This is a genomic window from Eubacterium sp. 3_1_31 (genome assembly GCF_964249515.1).
In the GTDB taxonomy this organism is placed as follows: Bacteria; Bacillota_I; Bacilli_A; order Erysipelotrichales; family Erysipelotrichaceae; genus Longicatena; species Longicatena caecimuris.
In genome coordinates this window covers 1-17156 of sequence record NZ_CAXUBY010000022.1, presented here as the reverse complement: position 1 = coordinate 17156, position 17156 = coordinate 1, and the positions used below count along the sequence as shown (strand labels likewise).

At 37.8% G+C, this 17156-nt stretch carries 18 protein-coding genes and 1 riboswitch; all 18 genes read left to right on the top strand.

From position 1 onward, the window contains the following. Window positions 1-271 precede the first annotated feature (271 nt). The 18 genes from ACESSZ_RS09835 to ACESSZ_RS09750 all read left to right on the top strand — a co-directional run bounded on the left by ACESSZ_RS09835 (window position 272) and on the right by ACESSZ_RS09750 (window position 17125). The gene (locus ACESSZ_RS09835; RefSeq protein ID WP_412260392.1) at window positions 272-601 is read left to right on the top strand and encodes a hypothetical protein; all 330 of its coding nucleotides are present in this window, start codon (window positions 272-274) and stop codon (window positions 599-601) included. Continuing rightward, a complete protein-coding gene (locus ACESSZ_RS09830; protein ID WP_412260390.1) occupies window positions 598-1062 on the top strand; it encodes a hypothetical protein in 465 nt (154 codons plus the stop codon). The genes ACESSZ_RS09835 and ACESSZ_RS09830 overlap by 4 nt, the downstream gene beginning before the upstream one ends. After that, window positions 1026-1616, top strand: coding sequence for a class C sortase (locus ACESSZ_RS09825; protein WP_412260387.1), 591 nt, complete (start codon window positions 1026-1028; stop codon window positions 1614-1616). Before ACESSZ_RS09830 ends, ACESSZ_RS09825 begins: the two co-directional genes overlap by 37 nt. Next, window positions 1600-2331 carry a pilin N-terminal domain-containing protein gene (locus ACESSZ_RS09820; protein WP_008687608.1) on the top strand — a complete coding sequence of 244 codons (732 nt, stop codon included), beginning with the start codon at window positions 1600-1602 and terminating at the stop codon, window positions 2329-2331. Before ACESSZ_RS09825 ends, ACESSZ_RS09820 begins: the two co-directional genes overlap by 17 nt. Window positions 2332-2395: 64 nt before the next feature. Beyond that, window positions 2396-2567, top strand: a riboswitch (Lysine riboswitch). A 60-nt stretch (window positions 2568-2627) separates the two neighbouring features. Next, the gene (locus tag ACESSZ_RS09815; RefSeq protein WP_008687610.1) at window positions 2628-3473 is read left to right on the top strand and encodes a transporter substrate-binding domain-containing protein; all 846 of its coding nucleotides are present in this window, start codon (window positions 2628-2630) and stop codon (window positions 3471-3473) included. A gap of 15 nt (window positions 3474-3488) precedes the next feature. Then, complete coding sequence (locus ACESSZ_RS09810; RefSeq protein ID WP_008687612.1) at window positions 3489-4256, top strand: amino acid ABC transporter permease; 768 nt, start codon at window positions 3489-3491, stop codon at window positions 4254-4256. Next, on the top strand, window positions 4253-4999 hold the full coding sequence (locus ACESSZ_RS09805; RefSeq protein ID WP_132224449.1) for an amino acid ABC transporter ATP-binding protein: 747 nt from the start codon (window positions 4253-4255) through the stop codon (window positions 4997-4999). Before ACESSZ_RS09810 ends, ACESSZ_RS09805 begins: the two co-directional genes overlap by 4 nt. A gap of 530 nt (window positions 5000-5529) precedes the next feature. Next, window positions 5530-6387, top strand: a complete 858-nt coding sequence (locus tag ACESSZ_RS09800; RefSeq protein WP_132224451.1) for an inositol monophosphatase family protein — start codon at window positions 5530-5532, stop codon at window positions 6385-6387. 78 nt (window positions 6388-6465) lie between these two features. Further along, window positions 6466-6930, top strand: coding sequence for a hypothetical protein (locus ACESSZ_RS09795; protein ID WP_008687620.1), 465 nt, complete (start codon window positions 6466-6468; stop codon window positions 6928-6930). Between the two features lie 198 nt (window positions 6931-7128). Next, window positions 7129-8184 (top strand): glycosyltransferase family 4 protein, encoded by a 1056-nt coding sequence (locus tag ACESSZ_RS09790; RefSeq protein ID WP_051349505.1) that lies wholly within the window; start codon window positions 7129-7131, stop codon window positions 8182-8184. 122 nt (window positions 8185-8306) lie between these two features. Then, window positions 8307-9374, top strand: a complete 1068-nt coding sequence (locus ACESSZ_RS09785; protein WP_132224453.1) for a lysylphosphatidylglycerol synthase transmembrane domain-containing protein — start codon at window positions 8307-8309, stop codon at window positions 9372-9374. Further along, complete coding sequence (locus tag ACESSZ_RS09780; protein WP_008687625.1) at window positions 9365-11341, top strand: RecX family transcriptional regulator; 1977 nt, start codon at window positions 9365-9367, stop codon at window positions 11339-11341. The genes ACESSZ_RS09785 and ACESSZ_RS09780 overlap by 10 nt, the downstream gene beginning before the upstream one ends. After that, window positions 11334-12287 carry a 3'-5' exoribonuclease YhaM family protein gene (locus ACESSZ_RS09775; protein ID WP_008687627.1) on the top strand — a complete coding sequence of 318 codons (954 nt, stop codon included), beginning with the start codon at window positions 11334-11336 and terminating at the stop codon, window positions 12285-12287. Before ACESSZ_RS09780 ends, ACESSZ_RS09775 begins: the two co-directional genes overlap by 8 nt. Before the next feature lie 143 nt (window positions 12288-12430). Then, entirely contained in the window at window positions 12431-13132 is a 702-nt protein-coding gene (locus ACESSZ_RS09770; protein WP_008687629.1) for a GntR family transcriptional regulator, read from the top strand. Between the two features lie 13 nt (window positions 13133-13145). Next, window positions 13146-13877, top strand: a complete 732-nt coding sequence (locus tag ACESSZ_RS09765) for a GntR family transcriptional regulator (protein ID WP_412592376.1) — start codon at window positions 13146-13148, stop codon at window positions 13875-13877. Window positions 13878-14557: 680 nt separating this feature from the next. Continuing rightward, entirely contained in the window at window positions 14558-15589 is a 1032-nt protein-coding gene (locus ACESSZ_RS09760) for an SIS domain-containing protein (RefSeq protein WP_008687631.1), read from the top strand. Window positions 15590-15594: 5 nt separating this feature from the next. After that, complete coding sequence (locus ACESSZ_RS09755) at window positions 15595-16254, top strand: HAD family hydrolase (protein WP_008687632.1); 660 nt, start codon at window positions 15595-15597, stop codon at window positions 16252-16254. A gap of 1 nt (window position 16255) precedes the next feature. Next, window positions 16256-17125 carry a sugar phosphate isomerase/epimerase family protein gene (locus ACESSZ_RS09750; protein ID WP_499842767.1) on the top strand — a complete coding sequence of 290 codons (870 nt, stop codon included), beginning with the start codon at window positions 16256-16258 and terminating at the stop codon, window positions 17123-17125. The last annotated feature ends 31 nt before the right edge of the window (window positions 17126-17156 follow it).

Here is a 17156-nt window from a genome sequence, read left to right as displayed (position 1 = left end):
GGAAAAGCAATCTATTATCAATCACATTGTATGAAAGAGTAAATATACTTAATGAATCATACATAAAATAACTATTTTTATTGACGATGAGAAATAAGCGTGCTAAACTTTTAAGTAGAAATAGGTATGATGTATTTGTGATTATTTAAAAGTTACCTGAAATCATTCATACAGATGCCATGAAAAATACTTTAACATCATATAAACATTTGAAAGGGTTGAGTAAAGTCATGCCACAGGGGAATAGGATGCATAAAAAAATCATTATGCTTTGAATGCGGAAACACTTGGTATTGGACAAGTTTATACATTAAAGGATGGTACACATTTAACCTATGGCAAATCACATACGTATGTGCTTGCTTCCTCTTTTTCTATCGAAGAGGTAACCTTAAAAGTAGCTGCCCTTGCTTTCACCAATACGGATCAATATCCATCGGTATATGATGGAAGAGAGTATTTTGGACAGTATGTTAAGACTATTGATAATAAAGATTATATCCTAATTGGGAATCAAAAACAGCTAAGAGCAATCGGTACGAATGCAAAAGTTACAGAACCAATTTGGGAAGTATATGAAGAAAAGGTTAAACCAGTATGATAACTTCTGAATGGCAGGTCAAAGAAGACAATGCGGATCATCCAATTCGTCTGTATTATCCAGGAGATGCAGATTTGATTAAGTTTGATGAGACGTTTGACTGGTCTAATAGAGAATTATATGCCGTAAAGAATGGAGAACATAAATTAGGTGATCGTCAAAATTTAGATGGAATTACGATTGCGGATGCAACAAAATGTTACAACTACTATGGTAGTAAACTAGATGTCAAGCAAAAATTAACCTATGATGCAACCAGTACTAACCCCATCAATATCGGAAAAGCTGGAGCAACCTATAGCAATACGGCGAATTATATTATTTTCCGTGATATTTATTTAACAGAGAATGGAACAGCTTCAGGAACAACGATTGTCTGGAAGCCAATTGAAAATTTCACTGGTACAAGATTGGACAAAAGGGCATGCTTGAAGACAGTAATGCAATCATTCATAATGTAGAGATCAATCAGACAGATGCTATTTATCAAAAAAGTGAAGATCAACTGCGACCAGACAAGATCGAACGTGTATTACAATCTGGTATCGGACATTTACCAGAAACTTCTTTGCCGGTGGGCGGGAAAACAAGTCATACGGTATTATCTGGACATCGGAAATTGCCTAGCGCAAAACTTTTTACCGATCTAGATAAAATGGAAAAAGGGGACGTATTTTACATCAAAGTTTTGCATCATACCCTTGCTTATCAGGTGGATCAGATACTAACTGTGAAACCAACACAAACCCAGGCGTTATCCATAGTAGAAGGAAAAGATTATGTAACTTTATTGACGTGTACGCCTTATGCGATAAATACACATCGCCTATTAGTGAGAGGAACAAGGATTCCTTATGAGGAAGCTGTTAAAATAGCTGATGAAATGGAATTAAAGGCTGAATTGCCATTCTATATTAAAGCATTAGGTGTTGCATGTATTGTATTAATTGGGGTATATATAAGTGTAAAGTGGTATGTACCAAAGAAAGGAAACGCATATGAAGAAAGGAAATAAACGATATAAAATCAGTATTGGTATTTTCTTCTGCAGTCTGCTTTTTATAATGCCTTTTGGTATTGCATACGCAAAGGAATATGGAAATGTCATTATCAAAGCAATCATACAAAAGGATGGTGATGATAGGCACGCATTACAAAATGTATCGTTTGCGATATACAAAGTTGCCGATTGGAAAGATTCAGAATGGACTCAAAGTGGTGATTTTCTGCATGTATCACTGAATTTAGATGATATGGATTCTTTGCATCAAAAACAAAATGCTCAAATGTTAGCCGATTATGTACATGAGCATGGTTTAAAAGGTATACAGAGTACAACTAATAGCCAAGGTGAAGCGGTTTTTACGAAGCAAGAAGCGGGGATGTATTTATTAGTACAAGAAAAGCAGGCAACTCTACAAGACAGTATTTATAGCAGTGCCCCATCGTTGTTTAGTGTTCCATTGCAGATGGATGGGAAAGAACAATGGGAAGTTGTGATAGAACCAAAATTTGAAAACAAAACTTTACCAATACAAGACGATGATTCTTCTGCCTCTCATCAAAAAGACCCCTCTTTCGCAACGGGGAATGATGCATCATCTTCTGCAAATAAAGATGTGCAGACGAAAGATATTACCAGGAGAATAGAGATCTTGAGCCTCTTCTTAGGCAGTGGAGGGCTATTGCTGCTCTATGGAAAGTATAGAAAAGCAAGTCAAAATTTATGAAGAAATTGTAAATAATTGACGGTTGACAAAAAAGATGAATTGCGATAAAGTAGGAAAGACAAAAAAATCATATAGAGGCAGCGATGCGTCAGAGTAGGAGTAGGAGCCGGCAGGCAGTGAAAACTTTGAAAGGTAATCATCGCCGAAGGTGATTTTCCGGCGGGGAAGTTATCTGGGGTTATCTGGAAATACCGATAACACTCCTTCATGTAAGATGAAGAGGAGCTATTGACACTCGAACTATGGAGTCGTGCAATAGCGCGACTTTTTTGTGTATTAAGAAAAGAGGTAAAAAAATGAAACTTAAGAAATTAGCAACAGCCGCATTGGCAATGACATTTGTGCTTTCCGGATGTGGAGGAAGCGAAGATGATGGAAAAAATGTATCTAGCGTAACTGGTAAAGAAAAGTTTGTAGTTGGTATGGAATGTAACTATGCGCCATTTAATTGGCAGAGCAATGAGCAGACAGATACCAGTGTAGCAATCGGTGGAGCCGGTTATTGTGATGGCTATGATGTACGTGTGGCACGTTATGTGGCAGAACAGTTGGATCGTGAAATCGAAGTTAAAAAAGTTAGCTGGGAAGGATTACAGCCAGCATTGAATTCAGGTGAGATTGATGCGGTGATTGCTGGGATGACAGCCGATGATAAACGCCGCGCAGGTATGGATTTTACTACGCCATATTATGAAAGTGAAATGGTTATGATCGTTCGTAAGAGTGATAAAAAGGTTGCAAAATACAATGATATTCAACAATTTAAGGGCAAAACCGTTATTGGTCAGAAGAGTACGAATTATGATACGGTCATTGATCAAATCAAAGGGGTAAAGCATGCAACACCAAAAGCGACTTATCCTGAAATGATCGTGGCTTTACAGAAAAAAGAAGTGGATGGTATTACAGCGGAACTTCCTGTAGCTGAAGGGGCAGTTGCGGCTAATAAGGATCTTACCATTGTACATTTCAAAAAAGGGAAGGGCTTTGACATTGATACAAGTGTTTCTATTGCTATGAAGAAAGGGACTAGTGATTCCCAGCTCTTTAAAGACGTTCAAAAAGCAGTTGATAATCTTTCTAAGAAAACGCGAGATGAATGGATGAAAGAAGCACGAAAAGCTCAGCCTAAGGCAGAATAAGGAGGAGTTTCTTACATGGTAATTGCTGCTGTTCCTGAAGGAATGCTGCCAAAAGCCTGGTGGATATTCCAAAACAATATACCATTATTATGGTATGGTATTAAGATTACGTTAATGTTGGCAGTATTGGGCACTTTCTTCGGTTTATTGATTGGTCTAGTGCTTGGTGGTGTCAGAGCCGTAAAAATAGAGCCGCGTGATCGTATGCCAATACGTATAGTAAAACGTATCTTGCATAGCATTGTGGCAGTATATGTATGGTTTTTTAGGGGTACGCCAATGATGGTACAGGCAATGTTTCTGTATTATGCATTGCGCCCTTATCTGGGATGGAGTGCTAATGTTGCTGGAGTCGTCATCATATCTGTAAACACGGGTGCTTACATGTCCGAAATCATACGAGCAGGGATTCAATCTATCGATAAGGGGCAAATTGAGGCTGCTCGAAGTCTTGGTATGACAAATACACAGACCATGACAGCCATCGTTTTACCACAAGCCATTCGCAACTCCTTCCCTTCTTTAGGCAATGAATTAATTGTTAATATCAAAGATAGTTCTATGCTGAATGTCATTGGCGTAATGGAATTGTTTTTCCAATCTAGTTCTGTAGCGGGAAGTATGATGCTGTTTACGGAAACCTTTCTATCTACCTGTGTTATTTATTTGCTATTGACGAGTGCTGCTACGCTATTGTTGACATGGATTGAAAAACGTCTGCATATGCCTAAGACTTCCTTTCCGACTAGTCAAAGCGTACCTAAGGCAGGTGATTTGGCATGAGTGATACTTTGTTAGAAATTCGTCATTTAAAAAAACATTTTGGTTCTTTGGAAGTGTTAAAGGATATTGATTTTCACTGTGATAGCAATGAGGTTATTACTATTATTGGTTCTAGCGGAAGTGGAAAATCAACGTTATTACGCTGTATCAATTTATTAGAAACACCGGATGCCGGTGAAATACTTTATCATGGTAAGGATATCTTAAAGGGTGAGTTGAATTTGAATGTTCATCGATCACATGTTGGTATGGTGTTTCAGTCATTTAATTTATTCAATAATAAAACGGTATTAGAAAACTGTATGCTAGGCCAGCTCAAGGTCTTGAAACGCAGTAAAGAAGAGGCGAAGGCAAAAGCGTTGGATAATCTGCGTAAGGTTGGTATGGAGATGTTTGCCAATGCCAGCAGTATGCAGCTATCTGGCGGTCAGAAGCAGCGTGTGGCAATTGCTCGCGCTTTGTGTATGGATCCTGAAATCCTATTGTTTGATGAGCCAACCAGTGCATTAGATCCGGAAATGGTAGGTGATGTTCTGGATGTCATGAAACAATTGGCTAAAGATGGTTTAACCATGATCGTCGTAACACACGAAATGGCATTTGCTCATGATATCAGTTCACGTGTCGTATTTATGGATCAAGGTGTTATTTGTGAGCAGGGAACACCGAGTGAGCTTTTTGAGCATCCACAAAATGAACGTACGAAAGCATTTTTAAAACGCTATCGATTACAAAAGCAATAAACAAAAAAAGATAATCCAAAGGGAGCACTTAGTTCCTTTTGTCATCATGAATCTGTAGGGAAAAAGCACAACCGTGTAATCTCCCTACTTTTTCTATGACAACTTCAGTTTCGAGATGTTTGTAAATAATACGCGATGTTCCATTGCATTTTCACCTTGTATTCGTTACTATTAAATAGATGATACATGGAGAAAATACGAGGTTAGGAATATGCACAACAAGGAACTTTATTTAGAGATGATGTGCAGTTTTTTTAGGAAGGCTGTGAATAGGAGTGAATATACAAGCTTGACGATGCAATACTAGGGTTGTTTTCATGAAGACACATATCATCATGCGTGGATACTCGCTTTTTTATGCAGTGTATTTGTACCAACAGCGCTTCTTTCTTCATTTGTTTGTAATTGGAAGAAGCGGATAAATTCAAGATGTGGGCATTGATGTTTTAAGTGCGATGTTCGGTTTGCAAATGCGCAAAAGGTATTTAGCTAAGAAACAGCATAAATAGCAGATAGGGAGATGAGTAAGGATGGATGTGCATACGATAGCACCAATTTTATTTCAAACAGTAAAAGCAGCCGGTGTTGTGGCAAGAAATTTACAGGCCAATATTCAAAACGAAGGGAAAACCATTGAACGTGAAGAACGAGAAAGTGATGCACATTTTGCAATGAGAGAAGCGAAAACTAAGGTGGATGAGTTAGTACAGGAGATGCTGTTACAAAGTGTGTATCCTTATCTTGGTCATATGGTAACTTTAGATGTGGAAGAGGATACACCCTCGTTGCGCTTATATCCAAAGCAGGATCATGCATATACCCTCATTATTGATCCAATTGATGGTACGTTGCCCTACATTCAGCAGGCGGATACCTATTCGATATGTGTGACTTTGCTGCAAGAACATGAGCCACTTATTGTAATTGTTTATTTTCCAGCACGTGATGTTTGCTATTCTTATGTTGAGGATGCTGGAACAATGTATTATGAACAGGCATCCTTAAAAACTTATGAACAGGGTGAAAAATTGACCTTTCCTTCGCAACCGCCAATGCCCAAATTACTGTTTAAGAATGCGCGGGTTCCTCAAGCGTTGGTAGAAAAAATGCAAGATGCGGGATATGAAGTGATCGATGATCAAGTGCATGGATGGAACTGTCCTGCTGCAATACTGGCTTGTATGCGTTATGAAGCTATGGCGTATTGTTGCGCAAAGCGCAATTTGCGAGATGTCATGCTAGCGATGATCATGGCTAAGATGCAGCATGGATATGCTTATGATTTTAAAGGAAATCCCATCCTTTGGAATACACATGGTCGACAAGCGGAAATCGTTGTCAGCGGCTACGATTTAACGGAATTCTTCAAGAAATTAGAGAGAAATTAAATTTAAAATATACAAAATGGAGAAAATTTACGCTTTTCTCTTTTTTTTATCGTATGACAGTATGGTAGGAGGTATGGCATGGAAAAGATACATATACAAAAACAAATTACACAGCAAATTAAGAAAGAAATGCTGTTTTTGCAACGATATGCAGAAGAATTGCGGCTGCATAGTGTCTTATATGAGGAAGATGGCAGGCATCTGCAAATTGAGGATGAGCTTGTGGATTATTTGCATTATACAAGAAGTGTCTTAGATTTACGAAATGACTGTAAACAGAGGAAAGAGCCAGTCTTAAAAGCAATGGAGCAACGGAATTTGCGACATCTGCAGAAACAAAGTCGTGATCATCATGCATATCAATTGCTTCAAACGATTTTACAATTACCCAAGCAAGAGAAAGATCTATTGTTAGATATGTATGTCCGCGGCTTAGATCGCAGAATCATCATGCTGCATCAAGGAGATATCGTAGAAAGCACATTATATCGTCGCTTGCAACGAGCGTATCAGCATGTATATGAACTTTTGCGCTATATGTAAGATAGTTATTTTTTCAAAGGTGACACTATGCAACTCTTAGGATTTCTTAAGGCTTTCTTACAAAGTTGTTAGCAGTCAATCTATTCCATATATGGAAAATATGATATAATACTTCTGTCAAAGCAGAAAAAGGTTAACTTTTTTTGTTTCTTGCGATAACAGGAGGGAATCAGATTGGATAAACGAATTGTCATTAATATGCTTTCCAATGCCGATAAAGTGGAAGGCCAGGGAGTAGGAAGTGCTTATCTGGAACAGGTGAAACTAGTCAGCGAAGGCGCAAGTGATCTGTTCGATGTTCGCATCAACAGTGTGAAAAAAGCAGATATCGTTCATTCTCATACGATAGAACCGCAGAATTATCTGCGTATGAAAAATAATAAAAATGCTAATGTATGTTATGTACATTTTTTACCTGATACCTTAGATGGCAGTATTCAATTGCCTAAGGCATTATTTCATGTATTCAAAAAATATGTTATAAGCTTCTATAAGACAGCCGATTATCTGATTGTTGTAAATCCGACGTTTATGAAAGAATTGGAAACTTATGATATACCTAAAGAAAAGATGGTATATATTCCCAATTATGTGTCCAAGGAAGACTTTTATGAAAAAAGTGAAGAAGAACGTTTCGCTATACGTAAGAAATATGGCATTGCAGAAGATGCTTTTGTCGTTATTGGCGTTGGTCAGGTACAGACTCGTAAAGGGGTGCTGGACTTTATTGAGGTTGCTAAAAAATTACCGCATATTCAATTCGTTTGGTGTGGTGGGTTCTCTTTTGGAAAGATTACCGATGGCTATGAAGAACTGAAAAAAGTCGTTGAAAATCCACCTGCAAATGTGAAATTTTTAGGCATCATTCCACGCAGTGAAATGAATGATATTTATAACATGAGCAATCTGTTATTCATGCCATCTTATAATGAATTGTTTCCTATGTCCATCTTGGAAGCAGTGAATTTAAAACGCCCATTAGTCTTACGTAATTTGGAATTATATGAGGATATTTTATTTCATAAATATCAATGTGGGGAATCCAATGAAGACTTTGTGATGTTGATTGACCGATTACAAAAGGATACGGCGTTTTATCAACAAAGCAGTGAGGATTCCGCTTATATCAGTCAGTATTATTCAAAAGAAAATGTCTTGCAGATCTGGAAGGACTTTTATACAAGGGTTTATCAAGAGCAAGAAAGTGGGGAACTGCTGAGAAGACGCAAAGAAGAAAAGAAAGCGAAAAAATAAGCAGTAATAACTGTCTGTTTTGCGCTTAAGGCATATCTTATATCTTTGTTGTTCATTATTTAAAAGATAGCGATATGCTGTTGATCGCATTTGTTGAGCGGTCTTAAAAGCGAGGGATTAAGATGAAAAATTCTGTAAAGAGTTATGTCCTGAATTTCCTGCTGATCATTGGGTTGACCGTTGTTGCCTTATGGTTTGCATTAAAGGATCATTATCAGGAGGTCATGACGCTGATCGGCGGTATGCACTGGTACTGGCTTGTGATCATTTTGCTGTGGGGAATTGCCTATGCCTGTGTGGTAGGCTGGATCTTAGCAGTATTTGCTAAAAGAAGTAAAAAAGATTATACCGTTTTACAAGGTATCGCAAATGGTTTTGTAGGTATCTTTTTCAGTGGTATCACACCTAGTGCAACCGGCGGACAATTTGCGCAAGCGTATATATTTAAGAAACAGGGGATTAAATTCAGTGATGGTGCCAGTATCTTATGGGCTGATTTTATTGTCTATCAAACAACGATGATGCTGTATGTTACCATTTTGTTTCTGGCACGTTTTTCGCATTTTATGGCAATCATCGGTCCATTGTTTTTTGGTATCTTATTGGGTTATCTTGTGAATGTATGTGTGATTGGTGTCTTGTGGACAATGGCGTTGTTTCCTCGATTATATGTGCGATTGTCACAAGGCTGTGTAAAGATTTTGGCAAAATTGCATATTGTAAAAAATAAAGAGAAGACATTAAGCAGCTGGACGGCACAGATGGAATCTTTCACTACAGAAATCAAAAAGATGCAGCATGAGAAAAAGATGATCTTACAGGCGGTTGTATTGAATATAGTACGAATGACGATACAATTTACATTGCCTTACTTTATCATGAAAGCAATGGGGGTTTCTGTAGGGGCAGATCGTTTTATTGATTGTCTAGCACTTTCCAGTTTTGTCTTAATGGCCAATGCCTTTATCCCCATACCCGGGGCGAGTGGAGGAACAGAATTGGTCTTTACGGCTTTATTTCAATCCGTAGTAAAACATGCAGCATTAGCAAGCGGCGTTATGATCCTATGGCGTTTTTCAACCTACCATGTTGTCATGCTGGTGGGGGCTGTCGTCTTCTTGTTCTTAAAACGGAAATATGATAGTGAAAAATGGATGAAAGAGGAAAAGGAGGTGGATGTATGCGAATAGGTTTATTCACCGATACATATACACCAGATATTAATGGAGTTGTATCCAGCATCGTTACTTTACAAAAAGAACTAGAAAAAAACGGTCATGATGTTTTTGTTATTACCAATCATAAAGCAGCTCGCATGAAAAAAGAAGGCAATGTACTGCGCCTGCCTGGATTAGAATTAAAATGGCTGTATGGGTATAAGTTGTCTACTCCATATCATTTTGCAGCACGTGATGAAGTGCGTAAAATGAATTTAGATGTAATACATGTGCATACGGAATTCGGTGTAGGTATGTTTGCTCGCATCGTGGCAAAATATTTGAATATTCCAGTCGTAACGACATATCACACCATGTATGAGGATTATACGCATTATATCAATCGTTTTGATATCGATGAAGTAGATAAGGTATCAAAAAAAGTGATATCAACCTTTTCAAGAGCGATATCAGATAGTGCACAGGCAGTTATATCACCAAGTGAGAAAACAAAAGAGACATTGCAGAAATATGGTGTTAAGACACCGATTTATGTGATTCCTACCGGCTTGAATTTTGAGAACTTTAATCGTGAATCCATTAACATGGAGAAGGTGAAGGAAATTCGGCATCAATATGGAATTGCCGATGATGATCATGTGATTACATTTGTTGGGCGCATTGCACCAGAAAAAAGTGTGGATATACCGATTGAAGGATTCCGTTATATAGATGATCCTAAAATTAAGCTGCTGATTGTTGGCGGTGGTCCACAGCTGGATGAATTGCAAGCGATGGTAAAAAAATACCATTTAGAAAACCATGTGATTTTCACTGATAAAAAGCCAAGAGAAGAAGTACCATATTATTATGCGTGTGCAGATTGCTTTGTGTCTGCATCCTTAACGGAAACACAAGGCATGACATATATCGAAGCGCTGGCTTGTGAATTACCGGTTTTTGCTCGATGGGATGATGTTTTAAAAGATCTTGTTGTCGAAAACGACAGTGGCTTTTTATTTGATACACCGCAGGAATTTGCTCGCAAGCTAATAGCATTCTTTGCTTTACCACAAGATGAACGTGATGCTTTCCGCAAGCGTGCAAAAGCAAAAATTGTAAAATACGATTCTAAGGTTTTTTATTCTAAGGTCATGTCAGTTTATTATCAGGCGATTGATGATTTTGAGGATGCATATGAAGTCGTAAAAATTAAGACATTAGATGATTATGTTCGCATTTATGTGGAAAACGATAAAGAAGATCAGCCAATTAAAATATTGATACGACTGGATGATTATTTCACCTATAAGATTCGTCTGCATACAATGTTGGATCGTTATACCGTAGCGGATTTCCAACATAAGGAAATTCGTTTAGAAGCTTATCGTGCTGCTATTCGCAAATTACGTATAAAGGATTATACACGCAAAGAAATGATGTTGTATTTTAATCGTCTGCCAGGCTTAGGGAAAGAAGATGTTGAAATATTGCTGAATGAATTAGAAGAAAAAGGCTATATCAATGATCAGCGTTATGTATTGGATCGCTTGGATAGCATGCAGTTTTCATTGACCGGGAAAGGGAAGATTCGACGTACCTTGTTAAATAAGGGAATTGATCCTGAGATCATTGATCAGGCGTTAAACAATTTTGATGATGTACAAGAAGCAGATAAGGCTCGTAAAATGGCTGAAAAATTAATGAATAGTGTGAAAGATAAGTCGGCTGCTATGAAAAAGCAAACGATCATTCAAAAGTTGATTCGTCAGGGCTTTGATGGTGATTTGGCAAGATCGAGCGCAGAAGAACTTGATTTTTCCGGTGTCGATGACAGCGAAGCATTAACGAAGACCATTCAAAAAGCGTTGCGTAATTATGCAAGGCGCTATCAGGGTGTTCAGTTGCGCAATAAGGTCATTGCATATTGTCTACAAAAGGGCTTTCGGCATGAAGATGTAATAGCAAAAATAGAAGAAATGGAGTGGCAAGATGAATAAAACATTAGCAGAGCTTGAAGATGGTTTTCGTGGGGAAATCACGGTATTGCTACTTCAGGTAAATAAAGGCGTCACAGCGAAGGGAGCACCCTATCTGTCCTTTCAATTACAAGATAAGACAGGCAGCATGGATGCGAAATATTGGAATGTTCCAGAGAACTTGTTATATGCTTATAAACCGGGAATGTTGGTTAAAGTGAGTGGTGATGTCTTATGTCATCAAAAACAGCTTCAGTTTCGTGTAAATCACATGGAAGAAGTAAATGATGAAGAATATGATATTTGGAACTTTGTGAAGAGTGGACCAATTGCGAAAGATGAATTACAAAAAGAAATTACGGCTTATGTAGCATCTATTCGAAATGAAGCCATTCATGCAATCACACAAGCGTTTATCACGGATTATGAAAAAGATTTTTATACATATCCGGCAGCTATGAAAAATCATCATGATTTTGTGAGTGGCTTGGCAACCCATGTGTTAGGCATGCTGCATATGGCGGATGCTTTATGCAAGCAATACACATTGTTGAATCGTGATCTGTTGATTGCCGGAGTGATCTTACATGATATCGGAAAACTGATTGAATTAAGCGGAGCGGTTGTGACGGATTATACCAAAGAAGGCAAATTGTTGGGACATATCAGTATTATGCAAAGCAAAGTGGAAGAAAAAGCAAAACAGCTTGGTTATACAGGGGAAGAGGTGCTGTTGCTGCGACATATGATCCTTGCTCATCATGGACAATACGCTTATGGATCTCCGGTGTTACCAATGATTCCAGAAGCGGAAATGCTGTACTTGCTGGATAATATGGATGCACGTATGCAGTCAATGGAAAAGGCATTGGCACCAATAGAGCCAGGAGGCTTTACTCCGCGCATCTTTGCGATGGAAAATCGCTTTCTTTATAAAAGTACATTAGGGAATAACTCAAAAAAATGAGTATTCCCTTTTTTTACTTAAATAAATGCATATATAAGTATTTCAGTAAAATATGAAAAAACAGTTTTCCCTATCTATTTCTTTGTTAATTTGGTATAATTATGCATGAAAGAGGTTGTATACCGCAGCAGAAAGGAAAGCATATGAAAATCTTGACATTGAGTATCATGATTGCCAATGAACTCAAAAACATGATAGAACAAGAGAATCTGAAAGAGGGAGATAAACTGCCTAGTGAACGAGATCTTTGTGAGAAATTAAATGTTCAGCGATTAACCCTTCGCAGTGGATTGCGGATTCTTTTACAAGAAGGAATCATAGTTTCAAAACAACGCAGCGGGTATTATGTCAACAAACCACGAGTAGAAAAGAATGTCTTCCATTTAGAATCGACCAGTGAAGCAATTTTTCAACAAGGTCTGAAAATGAAAATGAAATTATTACACTTGTCAAAAATGGAATTGAATAAATATTTATCTGCGCATATGCGTTTGCCTTTAGGAACTAAAGTATATGAACTTCAGCGTTTACGTTATGTAGATGATGAGCCGATTTCTTTGGAGACAACGTACATTCCTATTGAGATCGTACCTGATCTTGAACATTACGATTTACAAGAACAAGCATTGTATGTAATATTGGAAACTGCTTATGATATTCATATTGATCATAGTGAACAGGAAATTCTTGTCAGTACTGCTGATGATTTTGCGGCAATGTCGTTGCAGGTAGCAAAAGGTGAACAACTAGTGTTGCAACAGGGCTTGGCGTACGATACTAAAAATCGTCAGATTGAGTATACAGAAAGTCTGATGAAGATGGAACGCTTTGTTTATGTTAATTAGGAGGATGTGATGTATGGACTATCGGATGCCGCTTTATATGCAGTTGAAGGAAATCATCATGAAACGCATTGAGGATGGGGAATATCTTCCCGGGGAAAAGATTCCCAGTGAAAGAGAGATGGCAGATACTTATGGTGTAAACCGAATGACGGTAAAAAACGCTATTAATTCTTTGGTGGAAGCTAATATATTATATCGAATTCATGGTAAGGGAACATTTGTCGCGCAAAAGAAAACACAAAAGGTAACTTTTTATGATAATTTATCTGAATCCAGTCGAGGATTAGGTGCTGTTATTAAAGACAGTGGAATACCTTTGATGAATCAAATTTTGGAAAAGGGTGTCATATCTTCACGTGGCTATTTAGCCAATAAACTGCATATTTTAAAGAATGAAGATGTTTATGTATTGCATCGTTTACGTAATATCGGAACAGAATCCTTTGCTTTAGAGTACTGTTGTGTTCCTTATCATTTGTTTAAAGATATTGATACTTATAATTTTGAGCATGTGTCTTTATACGATTACATGGAGAGCAAAGGTCATCGACCGGTAGTATTTTCTCAGCGGCTGACGATTTTAAAAGCAGTGCAACCGGAAGCCCGATTGATGAAGATAGCGGAAGGTCATCCATTGTATTATTTTGAATACATTGGCAAAGATGCAAAAGGGAATGTAGTAGAATACACTGAAAGCTATGTCCGTTGTGATAAGGCAAAATTTACTTTTCGCGCAAAACGATAAGTCGGCAAAAAGCTGACTTTTTTCATTTCTGAAGATTATTCAACATACAAAAGCGAGAAGCTAAATTCAATGAGTATTGCCATGAAAATGAGGTCCTTTATAATCAACATGGACGCTGTATAATAGAAACCTAGAATGTCTTTTTTCTTATGCCCAATTTAACAGGGTTCATTTGACATAGCTAGGACTTTTTTTATGTTGAAATACTATGGTTTAGAATATGTGGTATATCGAAATATAGATGGACTCGCACGATATTTATTATAGTGGTATAAAAACTGTATAAACTGGTATATACATGAAACCTCATGAGCACAGGAACGATAGAATTTCATAAATTTTATCAAAAAATATGTATTTTTTTGATTTTTTTTAATAATTATCAGAAATGCGATAAATAAAGGCTTTTATTAAACAAATTTTCATAAAATTATCGATATTGATAGACAATAATTTACACTTGTGGTGAAAAAGTAAAAAGAAAACGCTTGCAAAAAGATTACAATACTGGTATATTAAAAACGTAAAGTGGATTAGCTGATAAACCACAGGGTGCACACTGCGACTACTTCAGCTTGGATCTCACTTTGAAAAACATTCCTTTCCAGTATAGCACAAATGATGAAAAAAAGAATTGGATGGGAAAGAAAAGCTGATAGGAAATCGAAGGAGAAAAAAACATGGAAAAAGAAAAAGTGATGTTACCGAAATTTAATGTAGAAACTTATCTGAAAGATGGCGATGCTGTCGTTGCGAAATTAAAAGAAGTAGAAGCGGTTGCGGATAAAGTACATGATAAGGGATATGAAAATATTTTCTTGTTAGGAATGGGTGGAACTTATGATGAATTAGAGCCAATTCAGTACATCATGAATAAATACTCAGAAGTAGAAGTGCATTTAGCCAATGCAGCAGAATTAAACGTCCTTGGCAACAAGCGTTTAAAGAAGGGTTCTGTTGTTATTACTGCCAGTGCTTCCGGTGATACCAAAGAAATCGTGGAAGCTGTCGAATGGATCGTGAAAGAAGGCATAGAAGTCGTTGCTTTCACCAAACCAGAAACACCACTTGGAAAACTTGCAACTACGATCATCACTGCTCCTGTAACAACCGGACAGTGTGAATATAGCTATCTGATGTTTGACGTCTTAGCACTGCGCTTATTAAATCGTCGTAATGAATTCCCAAAATATGAAACCTTTATTGCCCAAACGAAAAATATCTTCCATGACTTAGTAGATATTCGTGAAAAATTTGATGCAAAAGCCGATGAAATTGCAAAAGCCTATGCTTTAGAACCATATAGCATCTTCGTTGGCAGCGGCGCATTGTGGGGAGAAACCGTATTATTCTCCATGTGTATCTTAGAAGAAATGCAATGGGTACGCACAAGAGCAGTATCCAGTCCGGATTTCTTCCATGGAACATTAGAATTGGTAGATAAAGATGTACCGGTCTTCTTGTTCAAGGGTGAAGATGAGTGCCGTAAGCTGGATAACCGTGTAGAAGCGTTTGCCAAGAAATTCACGGATAAGCTGGTTGTCATCGATACCGCAGAATATGCGATTGATGGTTTAGATCCTGAATTCCGTATGATTGTTTCACCAATGATCTTAACCGCGTTAGTGACAGAACGTCTGGCAAGCTATTATGAAACTTATACCAAACACAATCTTGCTTATCGCCGTTACTACCGTCAATTTGAATATTAGAAGCAATGGAAAAAATTGATGCCGTAATCTTTGATATGGATGGTGTTCTGATTGATTCAGAACCCATCTATATGCATCATGTTCTTTCATTCTATGAACGTTTTGGCATTCATGTGCCATATGAAGAAGTCGTAAAATTGGCCGGCAGCAGCAATGAAGCCAGCTGGCAGATGATGGCATCGTGGTGGAAGGAGGCGATCGATCCTAAAGAGCTGGAACAGCTATACGAAACCATAATGCAGGGTGAAGAGGAAGTCGTGTTTGCGGATATTGTGAATCCATATGTGCGTTATATCTTACCAAGATTACGCGAAAGGGGCATAAAAACAGCGATTGCATCTTCATCACCAATGTCAGCAATTCATGCCATGATGCAGCAATGTCAATTATCGAATAGTTTTGATTTGGTAGTAACCGGCAGGGATTTTCCTTTCAGCAAACCAGATCCTGCCATCTATTTACATACGGTGAAACAGCTGAAAGTAGCGAAGGAACATTGTATCATTATCGAAGATTCCACGTATGGTATTGAAGCAGCTATACGTGCAGATATCAAAGTAGCAGCATTAAAAGATGAACGATTCCATTATGATCAAACAAAAGCAACGTATCTGGTACATGATCTATTGGAAGCCTATCATCTTATCTTGGAAGGAGAAGACTAGGATGAGCAAATTAGAACTTGCGGCTATGAATTGTCATCATCGTTTCTATCCACTGGAAGAATTCTTTGCCAGTGCTGCTTCAAATGGTTATAAAAAGGTTGAACTCTGGACAGGGCCACAACATTTCTATATGGATCATGAGCGTTATGATTCCATCGATAAACTAAAACAGTTGGAACAACGCTATCATCTGAAAATTATCGGAATCTGTCCGGAACAGACAAATCCTAAACCTAATAATATGGCCGCAAGAGAACAAGATATGCAGGATAGAGTATATCACTATTTCTGTAATGCGGTTGATGTGGCATGTGAACTGCAGGCACAACAAGTTGTCGTTACAAGCGGCTGGGCATTTCTAGATGAGCCAAAACAAGAAGCCTGGAAACGCAGTGTGACAATGCTGAAACGCATTGCCCAATATGCGCAAGCAAACGGCATGAAACTGGCAATTGAAGCTTTGCAGGAAAATGAATCTGTATTAGCAAACAGTGCCCAAGATCTTGCTCAACTGCTTGATGAAGTAGATGAACCAGCATTAAACATATGTCTGGATATGGGTGCAATGGCAAGAGCAAACGATACAATTCAAACATATTTTGAAACATTTCATGATAAAGTTATCCATTGCCACTTTGTGGATGTGAATGAAGAAATCACACATCTGGCATGGGGAGATGGAAAACGTGACATGCGATGTGATTTACAGGATTTCATGAAGTATGGATATCATGGCATCCTGTCCGTAGAATGTGTCAATCAGCGTTACTTCAAAGAGCCATTCACAGCCGATGCAGCATCTATGCGAATATTTGAAGAACACATAAAGGAGCTAACTATTAAGAAGTCAAGCATTTTTGAAAAAGATTGAAAAAGCATGACAAAAACAAGTGCTAGTAAAA